12 protein-coding genes are annotated in these 16,268 nt (G+C 59.9%); 5 read left to right on the top strand and 7 right to left on the bottom strand.

Going from position 1 to position 16,268, the window contains the following annotated elements:
- Nucleotides 1-562: 562 nt before the first annotated feature.
- From PVA48_RS14245 to PVA48_RS14230, 4 genes are read right to left on the bottom strand one after another with little or no spacing between them, the layout of a single operon-like run.
- Nucleotides 563-2,113 carry a hypothetical protein gene (locus PVA48_RS14245; protein ID WP_102728231.1) on the bottom strand — a complete coding sequence of 517 codons (1,551 nt, stop codon included), beginning with the start codon at nt 2,111-2,113 and terminating at the stop codon, nt 563-565.
- A 13-nt stretch (nt 2,114-2,126) separates the two neighbouring features.
- Nucleotides 2,127-2,498, bottom strand: a complete 372-nt coding sequence (locus PVA48_RS14240; protein ID WP_309557376.1) for an NAD-binding protein — start codon at nt 2,496-2,498, stop codon at nt 2,127-2,129.
- Entirely contained in the window at nt 2,495-2,959 is a 465-nt protein-coding gene (locus tag PVA48_RS14235) for an NAD(P)-dependent oxidoreductase (RefSeq protein ID WP_309557099.1), read from the bottom strand. Before PVA48_RS14235 ends, PVA48_RS14240 begins: the two co-directional genes overlap by 4 nt.
- A gap of 36 nt (nt 2,960-2,995) precedes the next feature.
- Nucleotides 2,996-5,752 (bottom strand): tetratricopeptide repeat protein, encoded by a 2,757-nt coding sequence (locus tag PVA48_RS14230; protein ID WP_423231933.1) that lies wholly within the window; start codon nt 5,750-5,752, stop codon nt 2,996-2,998.
- A gap of 116 nt (nt 5,753-5,868) precedes the next feature.
- On the opposite strand from PVA48_RS14230, the gene pepT reads away from it, so the two are divergent.
- From pepT to PVA48_RS14205, 5 genes are all read left to right on the top strand, one after another.
- The gene (pepT, locus tag PVA48_RS14225) at nt 5,869-7,122 is read left to right on the top strand and encodes a peptidase T (RefSeq protein ID WP_102722094.1); all 1,254 of its coding nucleotides are present in this window, start codon (nt 5,869-5,871) and stop codon (nt 7,120-7,122) included.
- A 338-nt stretch (nt 7,123-7,460) separates the two neighbouring features.
- On the top strand, nt 7,461-8,885 hold the full coding sequence (purB, locus tag PVA48_RS14220; protein ID WP_102728227.1) for an adenylosuccinate lyase: 1,425 nt from the start codon (nt 7,461-7,463) through the stop codon (nt 8,883-8,885).
- A 222-nt stretch (nt 8,886-9,107) separates the two neighbouring features.
- Nucleotides 9,108-9,563 carry a YbjN domain-containing protein gene (locus tag PVA48_RS14215; protein WP_022398267.1) on the top strand — a complete coding sequence of 152 codons (456 nt, stop codon included), beginning with the start codon at nt 9,108-9,110 and terminating at the stop codon, nt 9,561-9,563.
- A gap of 27 nt (nt 9,564-9,590) precedes the next feature.
- Entirely contained in the window at nt 9,591-9,884 is a 294-nt protein-coding gene (locus tag PVA48_RS14210) for a hypothetical protein (protein ID WP_423231932.1), read from the top strand.
- Nucleotides 9,848-10,699, top strand: a complete 852-nt coding sequence (locus PVA48_RS14205; protein WP_423231931.1) for an efflux RND transporter periplasmic adaptor subunit — start codon at nt 9,848-9,850, stop codon at nt 10,697-10,699. Before PVA48_RS14210 ends, PVA48_RS14205 begins: the two co-directional genes overlap by 37 nt.
- Nucleotides 10,700-10,850: 151 nt before the next feature.
- Here the strand turns inward: PVA48_RS14205 and PVA48_RS14200 are convergent, their stop codons facing one another.
- From PVA48_RS14200 to PVA48_RS14190, 3 genes are all read right to left on the bottom strand, one after another.
- Entirely contained in the window at nt 10,851-12,893 is a 2,043-nt protein-coding gene (locus tag PVA48_RS14200; protein WP_180975161.1) for an alpha-galactosidase, read from the bottom strand.
- Between the two features lie 93 nt (nt 12,894-12,986).
- Nucleotides 12,987-14,894, bottom strand: coding sequence for a DNA polymerase (locus PVA48_RS14195; RefSeq protein ID WP_423231930.1), 1,908 nt, complete (start codon nt 14,892-14,894; stop codon nt 12,987-12,989).
- Nucleotides 14,780-15,820 carry a 5'-3' exonuclease gene (locus PVA48_RS14190; RefSeq protein WP_423231929.1) on the bottom strand — a complete coding sequence of 347 codons (1,041 nt, stop codon included), beginning with the start codon at nt 15,818-15,820 and terminating at the stop codon, nt 14,780-14,782. Before PVA48_RS14190 ends, PVA48_RS14195 begins: the two co-directional genes overlap by 115 nt.
- Between the last annotated feature and the right edge of the window lie 448 nt (nt 15,821-16,268).

The raw sequence follows: 16,268 nt of genomic DNA, 5'->3' as shown, positions 1-16,268 counted from the left end.
AGCCTGATCCGCTGAACGTGGCGCTGCCCGCATTTGGGCCGGCCAAGTTATTATCATTTAAAGATGACAGGTTTCCGTCAAGCTTGTTGAAATCATAAAAATATTTCAATGTGGCGGCCTGGGCTCCCAACCCTGAGCAAAGCAGGAACATCGTAAGATACAGAGAGGATTTCATGAAATTATTAAAAAAATTACTGAATGGAGCCAGTATCGGATTTACAATCCGGAAGACCGCTTCAAATTCAATAACTTCTTATAAATAAATAAGGTTTCCGTATTAGGCGTTGTTTATTATTCCTACTTTATATGTGGGAATATTTGCCGTTACTTTTTTGAACTCAAAAAAAAAGTTGACTTCCGGATTGTAAATCCGCGGCGGAATTATTCTGTTATGCATGATTAACTTATGAAAAATAAAGCAATCATGGTTGAATCAGGTATAGATCAAAATACCGCGAAATCTCCCGTCTTTTAATAGAAATGCGTGAATGCCTATTGCCCCTGGAGGGCGGAGATTCATCTGGAAAGAAATGGCCGTTCCAGGCAGCGGAACGGGTTTCCTTCAATTCTTTCCATGCAGGGAAGGAACGGGAGCCTTCGCCGGGAGGGTGTATAGTTTTTCAATATCGTCCAGATACCGGGAAATGGGGGTATTGGCAGGCTGTTCCTGTTCACGGAGCAGTTTGACGGCTGCCGCGTAGGAGGCGAATGTCTTGCCGGTTCCGGACCGCGTATTGATTTCATACCAGTCCATGTAGTCCCGGACGCGCCGGGCGGTTTTCATGGATAGCTCCCTGATTTCCCGAAGCTGCCTGATTTTCGGGGCGGCTTCCCGGCCGTTGATTTTTCCGGTCTGCATCAGGGCCACAAGCTTGGCGTATTCCACAATGACGGGCCGGTAGGCGGGGAAGGAGCGCCGGCTGAGGTTGAGCAGGCTGCCGGATATGTTGGAAAGCTGCCTGTTCAGGTCCGTCAGGGAATTGGCCTGGTCCAGATTGTCCAGGGGGAAGGTGACGGTCGTCCGGGTGTCCGGATCGTATTTGACCAGGGTGAGGGCTTCCTGCAGGTGACGTTCCGTTTCCGTGATCGTGAGGGTTTCCGTCAGGGGAGGAGTCGCCATGCGGGAAAGCTGGAGCGTCCACCATTTATGAAGGGAGGAGGGGGTCAGGTTGAGCTGCGGAAAATGGCGCTTGATGAGATTCCTGGGATCGTCATTGCCCAGAATGGCCTGGTCCAGAAGCTGTTTCATCCCTTCCGGACCGTTTTCCTGGTTCAGCAGGCTGAGCACCAGCGCGCCGCAGGAGGTTTGATAGGCGGCGTAGGAGGTGGCGTCCAGTTCCTTTTCCGGTTCCGGGCAGTTCAGGATTTCTTCCGGGGTCATGATGCCGGATTGCTGGAACAGGGTGGAGTACATGGCCCGGTCCGCTTCATTGGTGTGCCACAGGACGGCCTGCTCCAGCCCGGCAATCAGCCAGGGGGGCAGCGTTACTTCGTCCGGCAGTCCTTCCGGGTCCACCGTGCGCAGCATCATCTCATAAAGCAGGGTGGAGACGATGGCGTGGCGCAGCCTGTCCTGGTTGATGCCGCGTCCCAGGTGAATGAAGATGTTGTAGGAGAGGGTATTCCCCACAATCACGGTCTGCATGCGGATGGGGTTGGCCGGAACCGGGCTTCCCGGCTCCCCTACCAGACGGATGATGATGTTGTTTTTCCATTCGTCAGGCTGCTTGAGGATTTTCACCAGGGCCGTGCGTATGGAGTCCGCCCGCGTGGCAATGGCCCCGGCCAACAGGGAATCCATCCCTGTAACGTGAAATTGCTTGGAAGCGGAAACGCTGGTGAACGGCTGCCGTTTGACGGACTGTCCTTCCGTTCCGGCAGGGGCCGCGGCCGGATGCTGGGGAGCGGGGGGTACGGCGCTCACGTTGGAGCTGCCCTGCAATACCGGACGGTCAGAAGCGTCATCGATCAGGGCGGTGTCCGGAACGGGAACGGGGGAAGCGGCCTGCGCTTCCGCGGAAGGGGCGTTCCCTGCCTCCTTCTGTTCCTGCGCCCGAACGCAGGGGGGCAGGAGAAGGGCCAGCAGAAGGGCGCATGTTCCTCTGAATTTCATCAATGGGAAAAGCTTAGTCGAATTGTTCCGCCAGACAGCCGAAGTCTTCTTCCGCGTGCCCTTCACGGCACAGTTTCCCCATGATGGAGGAGACCAGCGCGGCAGCGGGCGGGTGGATTCCCTTTTCAGCGGCCAGTTCCTGGGCGTAGATGCTGTCTTTCCGCATATTGTCCAGGGAGAAGTGGGTGGAAAAGTCGCGTTCCGCCATCAGGGGCAGCTTGAAGGACGCCAGGGGGGAGGCGATGACGTTCCGGGAAATGGCCTGCCCCAGCAGTTGAGGGGAAATGCCGTATGCCTGGGTGATGGCCAGGGCTTCGCTCAGGCTCTGCACCATGGTGGCGGAGACCATGTTGGTGACCAGTTTGACGACGGTTCCGGCCCCTATCCCCCCAGGTGCAGGATGTCACGGGAACTGTGTTCCAGTACTGGCCGCACGCGGTCCAGGGTGGAGGAGTCCGTTCCCGCATAATAGACCAGCTCCCCTTTTTCCGCCGGCAGGCGGGATCCGGTGAACGGACAGTCCACATACGTGCAGCCGATGGCGGAGCACATCAGGGAGAGCTTGCCGACGGTGGCCAGGTCAATCGTGGAGTGGTTCAGGATGACATGTTCCGGGGTCAGCGCGCCCCTCATCTGTTCAAATACTTCCAGACAGGCATTCCTGTCTTTCAGATAGAGCTGGATGATTTTGGAGGCGCGGGCCGCGTCCGCCGGGGAGGGAACGGCTTCCGGAAAGTCTTCCCGGGGCGTCCGGTTCCAGACGGTGACCTTGTCACCCAGTCCGGTCATGTGGCGTGCAATCCGTGAGCCGATGAGGCCCAGTCCTAAAATGGAGACTTGATACATGGCGTTTTTCAGGAGAAAAAGGAAGGGGCGGATCCGTCAGGAACCGATGCGGAAGCGGCTTCTCCTGCGGGGTGCTTCCTGTTTTTCCGGCTTGGGCGGTTCCGCTGCGGCGGTGGCGGTTTCCGCAGGAGGCTGTGCGGCAGGCGCCGCGGAGGCCGTTTCCCTCATCTGGTCCGCCAGGGAGACGGGCCCGGCTTCCGGACGGTGGCTGACCACGACCTGCTTGGGCCCGGCAGAGGGCCTTTCCAGGGCATTGGGGTCCTCCGCCACATGGGCGGGCACCTCATAGGCATCGTGGGGAATGGCGGATGGATTGCTTACTGCTGCGGCCAGGCGCATTTCATCCTCGTTCGCGGCAGGCGAGGGAGCTTTGTCCGGAGCCTGTTTTTTGCGGGGAAGGGTGGTGGTCCCGGTGATGGCGAGTTCCAGGTCGGAATCCGGCAGGCCGCCGCTGCGGATGGCGGCGTCATAACTCTTGCGTGCCTGCGCCGTACGGCCCAGCCGGGAATAGGTCCAGGCCAGGTTGAAGTGGGCGTCCGGTGATTCCGGCTGGATTTTCAAGGCGTTTTCAAAGTGGCCCACCGCTTTTTCATAGTTGCCTGCGCTGGTTTCCAGGTTGCCCAGGTAAAGCAGGGCCGGAGCGTTGGCCGGGTCCAGCCGGACCGTTTCCGTCAGGGAGGCGATGGCGTGCTGGTCCTGCCCGGCGCGGTACTGGGCCACGCCCATCATGAACCATGCGGGGGAGGAGGCTGCATCCAGTTCCGTGGCCTTTTTCAGGTATTCGATGGCTTCCTCCGCCTTGTTGCGCTGGAGCAGGATGGTGCCCAGGTTGACCAGGGCCGGAACGTGGGCCGGCTGGAAGTCCAGCAGGGTGCGGTACAATTGTTCCGCAGCGGCGTAGCGTTTTTTGGCGAAGGCCTCCGCGGCTCCCTGTCCCAGGGCTTCCGCTTCCAGCTTCCGGCGCACCGTGGCTTCCATACTCCTGTTCAGAGCTTTTTCCTGCTCCGGCGTAATGGCTCCGGCGGAAATGGCGGCCAGGCGCGCCTGTTCGGCGGAACGGGCTTTCAGTTCATCCATCTGCCGGGTTAGCTCCTCCACTTGAAGGTTTTTCTGTTCCAGGGCCTTCTGGGTCCGGGCCAGGGCTTCCGCATGGCTCTTGTCATTCCTGGCGGATTTGGCCGCTTTTGTCTTCGTCTGGCTGCGCGCCAGTTCCAGTTCCCTGGCAAGCTGGGCGGCCTTGTCGCGTTCCGCGGAAAGGGCCTGGGCCAGCTTGTTGATCTTTTCCTTCTGCTGGTCCGTCAGGGGGATGTTTATCTTGTTGTCTCTGGCGATGACGTTGACAATCTGCTTTTCCGCCGGGGTGAGCTTGATGGCTTCTTCATTGTCCATCAGGGAGGCGATTTCCGAAGTGTCCGCGTTTTCCTGGAGCAGGCGCTTGTAAGTGCTGATGAGCAGGGAACGGCTCTGGTCCTGCACGGAAAGGATGCGGAGCTGCTTGGCGATTGTGGAGCGCAGCAACTGGTTTTCCTCCAGCAGGAGAGGGCTTTTTTCCGGATTGGCTTCCAGCTTGGACAGCTCCACATCCGCATTGATGAGCTTGGTATTCAGCTCCGTAATGCGCTTGCGGTAGCCGATGTTTTCATCCCGGATGGCAATCAGTTTCTGCTTCAGGTCCGCGGATTCCTCCCGCGCCTCTTCCAGGGCTTTCAGGTTGGCCTTCCGCTGTTCTTCGGAGTCGGACTTGGCCGTTTCCAGGGCGGCGATTTTATCCTGAGCGTCCTTGAGCTGGGCCGCCAGCGTCAGGTTGCGGTCCAGCAGGTTTTTGGTTTTGTCCGGGCTGTTGAGTTCCACCAGGGCGGCCAACTGGTCGCGGTCTTTCTGGAGGGCGTTTTTCTCATCCGTGACCTTGGCCAGCTTGTCCTGGTGCTCCTTGAGCTGAATTTGGAGATCGGCAATCTGCGCCAGATACTGGACTTTTTCCTGTTCCAGCGTGGTGACTTTCTGTTCCAGCTCCTCCACCCGCTTGGTGAGGGTCTGGAGGAGCTTGTTGCTGGTCTTTCTCTCATCCTCCATCTGCTTCTTGACCTTGAGCAGTTCGTCCCGGTAAACGGATTCTCCGGCGGACGCTATGGCCAGTTTTGCCAGAATGTCCTCCTGTTCCTTGCGGGTGCGCTTGAGCGCCTGGATCAGGGCCTTGTTTTCAATGGTGGTTTTGTCCAGCAGCCTGCGGATGCGCTCGTAATTGCTTTCCACCACTTCCGGGGCCGCTCCGGGGGAAACGGACGGGGACGGGATGGTGTTGACGAGGGATTCTCCGGGGCGGGAAGGAAACTCCACTCCCTTGTAGCCCGGAGGAAGGACGATGTTGGGCTTGGGCCTGGGTCGCTTGGGCACGGCGGCCGGACGTTCCAATTCCAGGCCGGGGTCTGATGAAACGGCGGCGGCCTGCTGCTGCGCCAGCTTCTGCCACTGGTCCAGCTTCTCCCTGTTGAGCTGGCGGCGTGTTTGAAGAAGGTTGGGCCGCCATTGCGGATAGGCCTTCACCAGGCGTCCCAACTTTTCTTCCGCCTGTTGCGTCAGGCGGATGGCTCCTATGTAGTCGCGTTTTTCCACCAGTTCGGCAGACCTGGTTACCAGCTTTAACGCTTCCAGGTACATGTCCGTGGGGTCCTGCCTTGTCCCGGCGGAAACGGGCATGGGACCCGGCACATAGGTGCCCTGGGCCAGAAGGGGCAGGGCGCCGCAGGTCAGGGATAAGGCAACGGCAATGCCAAGAGGTAGAGGAGTCATCATGGGGAGAAGCTTTGTTTACATACTGTAAACCATCTTGAATCGCAAGGATAAACCGTGTCTTGTGCTTGTGTTCGCGGGGCCCGGTGCTAGACTCTCCTCAATCCTTGATTTTTCTGATGAATATCTCCGTTTTAGACCGTTTTTTAAAGTATGTTTCCGTGGGTTCCCAGTCTGATGCGGATTCCCGCAGCGTTCCGTCCACTCCCGGTCAGACGGAACTGGCCCGGCTGCTGGCCGGGGAGCTGAAGGCGCTGGGAGCCCAGGCGGAGCTGGATGAAGCCTCCGGCATCGTGTACGCCTCCATCCCGTCCAACGTGGAGAGGGAGGTTCCCGTCATCGGCTGGGTGGCTCATGTGGACACGGCCCCGGGCGTCTCCGGCAGCGGCGTGAAGCCCCGCATCGTGCGCTCCTACGACGGCGGAGACATCGTCCTGAACCGGGAACAGGGCATCGTGCTTTCCCCCGCCGTTTTCCCCGAACTGGCGGACTATGCGGGCCAGGACCTGGTCGTGACGGACGGAACCACCCTGCTTGGCGCGGACGACAAGGCCGGAGTGGCGGAAATCATGGATATGGCCGCCTCCTTCCTGCTGCATCCCGAACGGCCCCACGGCGAGATACGCATCGCCTTCACGCCGGACGAGGAAATAGGCCGTGGGGCGGATGCCTTTGACGTGGAGCGCTTCGGCGCGGACTTCGCCTATACTGTGGACGGAGGAGCCCTGGGGGAAATCGAATATGAAAATTTCAATGCGGCCTCTGCCGTGGCGACGGTGCGCGGCACCGGCATTCACCCCGGCAGCGCGAAGGGCAGGATGCTGAACGCGTGCCTGGTCCTCATGGAATTCCAGGGAATGCTTCCCGCGTTCCAGAATCCCGCCTTTACGGAAGGATACGAAGGCTTCTACCATTTGGACTCGTTCCGGGGGGATGTGGAACGGGCGGTCGGGGAGTACCTCATCAGGGACCACGACACGGCGGAATTTGAGCGCAAGAAGGAATTCATGCAGGAGTGCGCCGCCCTGCTGAACCGGAAGTACGGGGAAGGAACCGTGCAGGTGGAGGTAAAGGACTCCTATTACAACATGAAGGAAAAAATCCTCCCGCACATGCACCTGGTGGAACATGCCCGCAGGGCGATGGCGGCCGTGGGCGTGGAGCCGGAAATCATCCCGGTGCGCGGCGGTACGGATGGAGCCCGTCTTTCCTTCATGGGGCTGCCGTGTCCCAACCTGTGCGCCGGAGGCCACAACTTCCACGGAAGGTATGAATACGTTCCTGTCCGTTCCCTGGAAAAAATTTCCGCCATTCTCCAGGAAATCGTTTCCGGCTACGCCCGGTACGGTTTGGAACCTCCCGCCGGAAACTAGCGGAACGGCGATGGAGGGCGGCTTTGCGGCTCCGTCTCCTGGGAGCGGCAGGCTCCTGCCTTTCGTGGGTGAAACCATCGCGAGCCGCCAGGGCAGGGAGGCTCTGGCTCCCAGCGTGGTGTGCGGCTGTGAAAAGGGAATGGCGGGAATGTTAATCGGGCGTCTATTGGGGGCCTGTCAGCCATCCCTGAACATTGGAAAGGACCTCTTTTCCGGACCGTGGAATCCCGTGGGATTCCTAATCCGTGAAGCTGCGGGAAAGTGCTTGCTTTTTTCCCTCCCGTCATGATCATGGCGGCTCACCGTTTTTGATAACCCCCGCATACACACATTTTGATATGAGCGTGATTCCCAATGTCCTGGCTGAAAGGTACGCCTCCGCCGCCATGAAATCCATCTGGTCCGCAGAGGGCCGCATCGTCCTGGAACGCGAATTCTGGATCGCCGTGATGAAGGCCCAGAAGGATTTGGGGCTGGATATTCCGGACGGCGTGATTGAAGCTTACGAACGGGTGAAGGACCAGGTGAACCTTCCCGCCATTGACGCCCGCGAACGCGTCACGCGCCACGACGTGAAGGCGCGCATTGAAGAGTTCTGCGAGCTGGCCGGCTGCGAGCACATCCACAAGGGCATGACCTCCCGCGACCTGACGGAAAACGTGGAACAGCTCCAGATCTGGAAGTCCATGCAGATCATCCGGGACAAGGCCGTGGCCGTGCTGAACCGCATGAGCGCCCTTGCCGGACAATGGAAGCACGTGACCATCGCCGGCCGCACGCACAATGTAGCCGCGCAGACCACCACCATGGGCAAGCGCGTCGCCATGTTCGGGGAAGACATCGTGCACGGCCTGGGTTCCTGGATTTCCCTGATGGACCGCTACAGCGTGCGCGGGCTGAAAGGCGCCGTGGGCACCCAGCTTGACCAGCTCTCCCTCTTCGGGCAGGACGCGGGCCGCGTGCTGGAGCTGGAAGACCGCGTGTGCGCCCACCTGGGCATTCCCTCCAAGTGGATGAACGTGGGGCAGGTGTATCCCCGTTCCCTGGACTTTTCCGTGGTTTCCGGCCTGGTGGAGCTCACCTCCGGCTGTTCCTCCTTCGCCAAGACCCTGCGCCTGATGGCCGGCCATGAACTGGCTACGGAAGGCTTCGCCAAGGGGCAGACCGGCTCCAGCGCCATGCCGCACAAGATGAACGCCCGCTCCTGCGAACGTGTCAACGGCTTCCACGTCATCCTGAAGGGCTTCCTGATGATGATCTCCGGACTGGCCGGGGACCAGTGGAACGAAGGGGACGTATCCTGCTCCGTGGTGCGCCGCGTAGTCATGCCGGATTCCTTCTATGCCGCGGACGGCCTGTTTGAAACCTTCCTGACCGTCCTGAACCAGATGGGGGTGTATGAAGCCGTGGTGGCCGCGGAACTGCGCCGCTACCTGCCTTTCCTGATGACTACCACCATCCTGATGGAAGCCGTCAAGCGCGGCATTGGCCGGGAAACCGCCCATGAGGTGATCAAGGAACACGCCGTGGCCGTCTCCAACGACCTGAGGGCCGGAAAAATCATGGAAAACAACCTGCTGGACCGCCTGGCGGAAGACGGTCGCCTGGGTATTGACCGGGCGGACCTCCAGGCCATCTTTGACTCCAACTCCTCCGCCACGGGCATGGCGGACGCCCAGGTGGAAGCGTTCCGCTCCATGGTGCAGGAGCTGACGGACAGGTTCCCGAACGGCGCGGGCTACCAGCCCGGAGACATCCTGTAAGGGCGCCGTACCCTCCGGTACGCACTTTATTCCCAGACTTCCCAGACGCCGTCCATCCGGGCGGCGTCCGTTTTTATGCCGGATGCGTACATGCTTTTTCAATTTCTTTACGTCAGGAGAGCTTGACGAATCAGAAGGATGCCAGTAAGCTTGAATCCAGTAAACGGGCGCGTACGTTGCATGCGCCTTCGCAAGCAACCCTCCTGTTAAACAATTTTCAATATGGAAAACCAGCAGCTCAGCCTTTTGGACCGTGTGTACACCGTTCTCAGAAAGAGAGGGGAAGAAACGGAATGGATTACTTCCGCGGACAACCACAACCTCAGAACGGGCATCGCGTTCGTCCCCTGTGATACGTTCACGCCCGTGAGCCTCCTGTACACGATGATTGATCGTCCGGAGACGCTGGTGATTGACGTGCTTTTTGCCGCCAAGGTGCCTGAAAACCGCCGTGTGGAAGTCAGCATCATCCTCAGTGAGCTGAATGCGGACCAGACGGCCGGCGCCTTCCAGCTGGACCCCAACAGCGGATACGTCTACTACCGCCAGTCCTTCGTTCTGGAAGGCATGGACCTCACGGAAGCCCAGTTTGCCCAGTTGATGAAGAACATTGAAACCGTGGCTGTGGAAACGGCGGAAGCCTACTCCCACATCATGGAGACGGAATATCCCAAATAACGGGCCGCGTTCCCCCCGGAGCTGTTCATGAGCGAGGCCCCTCAAAAAAAGGGAACATCCTGGTCCATAGGCATTGGCCTGGGGATCGCGGCGCTTTTGATAGGAACGGCCATTTTAACGGACCCGTCCGTCTCGGGCTCTGCCGGAGAAAAGGACAAGGCGGCCGCAGGAACGGTGGAGCCGCTGCATTTGCAGACGAACACTCTTGCCATTTCCGCGCCCGGCATCGTGAAGGCCTCCCACCTGACGATGCTTTCCCCGGCGTTTCCGGGAAGGTGGACAAGGTGCACCCCCTCTTCAGCGCGGGGGAAATCGTCCTGAAGGGAACGCCCCTGCTGGAGCTGGAAAAATTTGAATACCGTGCACGCCTGGCGAACGCGCAGGCTGGGCTGGAACAGGCTCGCCTGGATGTATCCACGGAACAGGCGGAAGCCCTGAAAGCCATCAAGAAGACGTACAGCTCCGTCTCCAAAAGCGGAAAAGAGTCGGAACTGGTGCTCCGGGTGCCGCAGCGACGGGCCGTGAACGCGCGGCTGAACGCCGCGGAGGCGTATGTGGCGGAAGCGGAACAGGCCCTCCGGGACACGGTGCTGGAAGCTCCCTATACCTGCCAGGTGGTGGAATGCTCCGTGGGAGCCGGGGCCCGCGTGGTTGCCGGGCAGCCGGTGGGGAAGGTGATTCCCCTCCAGGAGCGGATGATACGGGTTCCCGTGCCGCTGGAAGAATTTTCCGCATTGCCCAGGGATGAACAGGGCAGGGTAAGCACGGCGCTGACCGCCTCCTGCGTGCTGAACAATGGAAAACGGCTGCAATGGCTGGGCCGCGTTACGGCGGTGGACGCCGCACTGGATACCGAGCGCAATTCCGCCGTGCTGATAGCCTCCCTGGAGCCGAACGCCTCCCATGTTTCCGAATGGCAGGTGGCCCCCGTCAACATGGCCCTTCAGGTGAACATCAGCGTGCAGGTCCCTGCCTCCGCGTGGATTCCCGCCTCTGCCGTCCGGGATGGAAGCTCCATTCAGGTAAAAACCGCGGAAGGGATGCAGGAGCGCAAGGTGCGCGTGGTGGCGTTGAAAGACGGGAAAGCCCTGGTAACCGTTCCGGAATTACGGGACGGGGACGCTTTGGCTCTTTGATATTCCGGATTTCTTCTTCCCCTATTTTTTCCGAGGGCTTGTCCCTTTCAAAAGGCGCTCCGGAAATCAGGCTCCGGAGAGGCCATAAAAAAACCATGCCGCCCGGAAGGGGGAGGCATGGCGTTGCGCTCAATGGCCGGCGGCCCATGGGTCAGTGTCCGTTCGTTCTCATGTCGAACACCAGCACCTCAAAAGGTTGAAGTTCCAGGCTCACCGGCTTGCCCTGTTCCAAATTCAGCGTTTTGACGCGCTGGTCCGGGTAGGAGGCCTTCATGGGGAAAACGGCGGGCACTCCCTTGACGGGTTCAAAGACGGTTGACGCATCCAGATCAATCGTCCGCGGCCGGTCGTCCGGATTGCGGAGGGCCAGCGTGCAGCCCCGCGGGCTCCATGCCGCATAGCCGTACGGTTCCAGCTGGTTCGGGTTGCCGCCCACCCAGTGCACGTCGGCCAGGACGTCCTGGAAGCGCCGGGCCCAGCGGGCCCCGGCCGCCACGTCGTCCCACGCCTTTTTGTCCATCATGGACGGCGTGAGATAAAGTTCCTGGAGATTGGCTCCGGAACCGAAATAAATGCGGGCGTCGTTCTTCAGGTCCCTGTTGTCCTGCTTCCCGTCCTCTCCCTTGCTGACGCGCGCGGCCTGGAACTTGGTGCCCAGCACCATGCCGTGGTGCATGATGGAGTTCAGGGGATAAAGCGGGCCGGGCTTGACGATGACGTTATAGCAGGCCCCGTCGCGGAACGTGATCCACTGTTCGCGGTCGTCTCCCTTGCCCGTCCAGCCTACGTCCGCCGTACCGCTGCGCCAGGTGGAATCCACATGGTTGAGCCAGAAGGGGGAGGGCCAGGTGCCTACCGTCGTGTTGATGAACAGGCGGGGATTCTCCCGGCGAAGGTCGTTGGCGATGGAAAGAAGGGCCATGAAATGGGGGCTGATGCCGTCTCCGGCCTTGTCCCACTTGAAATAGGTCACCTTGTCCTTCTGCATCAAGTCGGAGCAGCGTTTTTTGAACCACTTGTAATACTGGGGGCAGGAAAGGTCGAATCCCGCGGCGTCAGCCGGGAGAATGCCTTTGTCCTTGGCATGCTGAACCCTCTTTTCCGGGCCGAAATACCCTCCCAGCGGAGAAATCCAGATGCCGAAGCCGGAAGGAATCTTCCCGACCGCCTTGACTACAGGTTCAAACCCGTGCGGGAATTTTTTGGTGGAGGGCTGCCAGAGGTCTTCATTAACGTCGTCCCAGCCGTCATCCAGCACGAAGCCGTCCAGCCTGACGTGGCGGGAACCCAGTTCCTTCCTGTATTCCCCGGCTGTCTTGACGAGCGTCTTTTCCGTGGGGTCCAGGCCGTCGTCATACCAGCCGTTGTAATGCAGAAACTGACGGTAGGGCGCAGCCCGTTCCCGTTCCAGATAATAAAGGAACCCGCGGCGAAGCTGGTTCTCCGGCCATACGCCCAGCACCGTGGTGAACGTCTGGGCGTTACCGCTGCCCATGGGAAGGTTGCAGTCAAACCCGACGGTTCCCGTTCCTCCGGCGGCCTGGGCCCTGGCTACGGGAAGTTCAATGCCGGCAAACGTGCCTTCCCGCTCGCTGACCAGTGGGCTGCCCGGTACGGTGCCCTTCACGGCCAGGGTGGGATCCTGCAAATCAATCAACTGGACTTTCTTCAAATCCACCTCCTTGGACGCTTCAATCCGGTAGGTTTCCTTGACGTAGGAGGAACCCTCCCTCAATTCCGCCTTCCAGTGAACCGTCAGCCCGCTGTTTTTGTCCCGGAAAACGGCGGAAATAACGGCCCCTTCCAGCCGTTCCCCCAGGCGGAGGCCGGCGGAATGCCCTTTCAATGCGCTGATGGCGGGAACTCCTTCCATCACAAACCGGGAGGAGGGGAGATTGTAGGCGTCCTTCTCCGTGGAAAGGCGGAACAATTCCGGAGCCTGGGCGCCGGTGGCGGCCTTTTCGTCCTTGGCACCCCGCTCCTTGTTCACGATTCCCAGGGGAATCAGCCTGCTGCCGTCCACCTTCCATGAGGCGCTCAGAATATTGTTGCTTAACGTATAAACATCCCCTTCCCGGTGGGCGGCGGGGGCTCCCGGTGTTGTTCCCGGATAGGTTACGGACGCAGCGGCTGTCTGAAAGCAAACGCAGGAACAGGCAGCCAGGGCAATTGCTGGCAGGGATGATGAGTGCATAATCCGGAAGAATCCGCAATCGGGAGGCATCCGTCAATTCAAAAATACGGGGGACGGGAGGGGCGGTCCGCGCCCCTGGTCCGCCGCAAAATCCTAGTGGGCTTCCAGCCAGTTATTCCCCGTTCTGGCTTCTACCAGAATGGGAACGCCGTTGGGAAGGGGAAGGGCGCCGATCATGGCTTCCTCAATCTTTGGAATGAGCTCCGTCTCGTCCTTGTGGAGGTCCACCAGCAGCTCGTCGTGAATTTGCAGGATAAGGCGGGACCTGGTGCCTTCCAGTAGCTTGTCCACATGGATCATGGCTATCTTGATCATATCCGCCGCGGTGCCCTGGATGGGGGTATTGATGGCGGTGCGCTCCGCGGCGGACTTGATGGTCTTGTTGGCGGAATTGATCTCCGGAATCATTCTCCTGCGGCCCAGCAGCGTTTCCGCGTAACCGGCCTGTTCCGCCTTGTGCACCAGGTCCTCCATGAAGGACTTGACCACGGGGAACTGGATGAAGTAATTTTCAATCAGCGTGGCGGCCTCACTGCGGGGGCAGCCCAGCCGCTGGGAAAGGCCGAAGGCGGAAATGCCGTAAATGATGCCGAAGTTCACCGTCTTGGCCGCACGGCGCATGACGGCGTCCACCTGGTCGCGGGGAATGCCGTACACCCTGGCCGCCGTCTCCGTATGGATGTCCCGGCCTTCCCGGAAGGCCTCGCACATGGCGGGGTCTCCGGAAAGCGCCGCCATGATGCGCAGCTCAATCTGGGAATAATCCGCGGAAAGCATGGTGTACTCCCCGGAGGCGGGGACGAAGGCCGTGCGGATCAGGCGCCCCTGTTCCGTTCTTACCGGAATATTCTGGAGATTGGGGTCCTGGGAAGCCAGCCGCCCGGTAGCGGTCAGCATCTGGTGGAACTGGGTGTGGATGCGGCCGTCCCGCGGGCAGATGTACCTGGGCAGCGCGTCCAGGTACGTGCTCTTCAGCTTCATGTTCTCCCGGTAGGCCAGGATATCCGCCACAATGGGATGCTGGGGAGCCAGGGCGGAGAGGGTATCTTCATCCGTCACGAACTGGCCCGTCTTCGTCTTCTTGGGCTTCTTCACCAGCTCCAGCTCCCCGAACAGGAAATCGCCGAGCTGCTTGGGGGAATTCAGGTTCAGGGGATGGCCGGCGGCCTCTTCAATCTTCTCCCGCAGGCCGTCAATAATGGCTCCCACCTTGACGGAAGCCTCTTCCAGGGATTCCGGAAGCACGCGGATGCCGGTGAACTCCATGTCCGCCAGCACGGGGAGAAGAGGCAGTTCCACCGTGCGGAACAGCTCCTCCATGCCGCTCTCCTTCACCTGCTTTTTCAGGATGGCGGAAAGCTGGAGGGTAATATCCGCATCCTCCGCCGAATATTTGCCCATGACCTCCACGGGAATGCCGCTGGTATCCAGCTCGCGCTTCCTGGCTCCCGGCGCGGCAATGTCCTTCAGCTTGATGGTGGAATATTGCAGCAGGTTCTCCGCCAGAAGGTCCATGCCGTGCTTCATGCCGGGGGCGATCAGGGCGTGCGCCAGCAGCGTGTCAAAAAAGGGGCCTTTAACCCGTATGCCGTTGGCGCGCAAAACTTCCAGATCAAACTTCAGATGGTGCCCGGTCTTCTCCGCAGGGCCTTCCAAAAGCGGCCTGACCGCTTCCAGGTCCGCCGGACCGGAGACAGGCATGTACCATGCCTTGTGCGGTTCCGCGCAGAAGGCGACGCCCAGCAGCTTGTCCGTGAGGGGATTCAGGCCTGTCGTCTCCGTGTCGAAGCACCAGGAATCATGCTTTTCCAGCTCGGCAACCATGGCGGAACGGGCTTCCTCCGTATCCGCAATGATATACTCGTGCTTGAAATCATCCACCGTTTTCAGATGGCGTTCCTCAAACAAATCCATTTGGCCGGAACCGTTCTGCCGCGCGTCCGCCGCCGGGGCGGCGGGAGCCTCCGCCGGGGGCTGTTCCGCCTGGGCCGGAGCAAACAAATCGTCCGCAGGGAGGGGGGCTTCCTGGCTTCCGGCGCTTTTTTCCCGAACAGCTTGGCCTGCATGGAACGGAACTCAAGCTCCTGAAGGAGGGCCAGCAGCTCTTCCGGACTGGGGTCTCTTTTGACCAGTTCAGGCAGGGTCACGGTCAGGGGAACGTCCCGGTCAATGGTGGCCAGTTGTTTGGAAAGGGTCGCCATGGCTCCGTTTTCCTCCACGATCTGCCTGCGCTTTCCCTTCAGCTTGTCCGCATTCGCCAGCAGGTTCTCCACGGTGCCGAACTCCCCGATTAGCAGTTTGGCCGTCTTTTCACCCACGCCGGGAAGCCCCGGAATATTGTCCGAGCTATCGCCCATGAGGGCCAGGATGTCGATCACCTGGTCCGCGCGTTCAATGCCCCATTGTTCCTTGAGCTTTTCCAGGTCAACCACCTCGTGGTCGTTGCCCCGCTTGCCGGGTTTCCACAAATAGCAGGTGGGGGAAATGAGCTGGCCCAGGTCCTTGTCCTGGGAAACCATGTAGGTCTGGAACTCCTTCGTGCCGTCCGCGATGCGGGCCAGCGTGCCTATCGTATCGTCCGCCTCATACCCCTCATAGCGCAGGATGGGAATGTTCATGGCCTCCAGAAGCCTGAAAATCAGAGGCATCTGGTAGCTCAAATCTTCCGGCATGGACTCCCTGTTGGCCTTATAGGCAGGGTAAAGCTCATGGCGCGCCGTGGGGGCGGAAGTATCAAAGCAGGCCGCGATGTGCGTGGGGTGTTCATGCTCCAGAATGCCCAGCAGCGTATTGGCGAAGCCGTACACGGCGGACGTGTTGACGCCCTTGGAATTACGGATGGGGTTGGAGAAAAAGGCAAAATGGGCTCTATAGGCCAGAGCCATTCCATCCAGAATAAAAAGGCGCTTGGAAGGGGAATCAGTCATTTCTGCCCTACTTTACCATGCGGCCCAGCGGTAGGCTACCGTTAAATGCGCCTCCGCGCCCTCTGCCGGATGAAGCGCCGCAAGCCCCTGGAGGCCATTGAACGGCACGCGTCCGCAGGGACGTAACGGATTTCAGGAAAAAGTTTGCCGACGCTCATTTCAATACTACGCCGTTGCTGATTGGCATTTCCCGGAACAAAAGGAGTGCAAGCCGCCTTTCCGTCTGGTATAGAGGCGGAAACGGAGAGGATAAACATGCAGGAATTGTTGACACGGGAGGAACGTGACAGACTGGCCGAACGCCTGCTGCCGGGAGAAAAAATTCTGTGGCAGGGAAAATCCCGCTGCGGATGGTGGAGAAGGGCCGCGAAGGAATGGAAGGGAATGCTGTTTTCGGTTTTCTTTGCCGCGGCATGGGGCTGGGGATGTTGCATAGCGGCGTCCGCTC

Origin of the sequence: Akkermansia sp. JRP_AM1, from assembly GCF_049262625.1 — a bacterium.
Lineage (GTDB): Bacteria > Verrucomicrobiota > Verrucomicrobiia > Verrucomicrobiales > Akkermansiaceae > Akkermansia > Akkermansia massiliensis.
This window is presented reverse-complemented; position numbering and strand designations above follow the sequence as displayed.

Excerpts from the sequence above, each read along its gene's own strand:
- PVA48_RS14245 (WP_102728231.1), bottom strand. The coding sequence starts at position 2,113 with ATGAAATTCAGAGGAACATGCGCCCTTCTGCTGGCCCTTCTCCTGCCC.
- PVA48_RS14235 (WP_309557099.1), bottom strand. The coding sequence starts at position 2,959 with ATGTATCAAGTCTCCATTTTAGGACTGGGCCTCATCGGCTCACGGATT.
- PVA48_RS14230 (WP_423231933.1), bottom strand. The coding sequence starts at position 5,752 with ATGATGACTCCTCTACCTCTTGGCATTGCCGTTGCCTTATCCCTGACC.
- pepT (WP_102722094.1), top strand. The coding sequence starts at position 5,869 with ATGAATATCTCCGTTTTAGACCGTTTTTTAAAGTATGTTTCCGTGGGT.
- purB (WP_102728227.1), top strand. The coding sequence starts at position 7,461 with ATGAGCGTGATTCCCAATGTCCTGGCTGAAAGGTACGCCTCCGCCGCC.
- PVA48_RS14215 (WP_022398267.1), top strand. The coding sequence starts at position 9,108 with ATGGAAAACCAGCAGCTCAGCCTTTTGGACCGTGTGTACACCGTTCTC.
- PVA48_RS14210 (WP_423231932.1), top strand. The coding sequence starts at position 9,591 with ATGAGCGAGGCCCCTCAAAAAAAGGGAACATCCTGGTCCATAGGCATT.
- PVA48_RS14200 (WP_180975161.1), bottom strand. The coding sequence starts at position 12,893 with ATGCACTCATCATCCCTGCCAGCAATTGCCCTGGCTGCCTGTTCCTGC.
- PVA48_RS14190 (WP_423231929.1), bottom strand. The coding sequence starts at position 15,820 with ATGACTGATTCCCCTTCCAAGCGCCTTTTTATTCTGGATGGAATGGCT.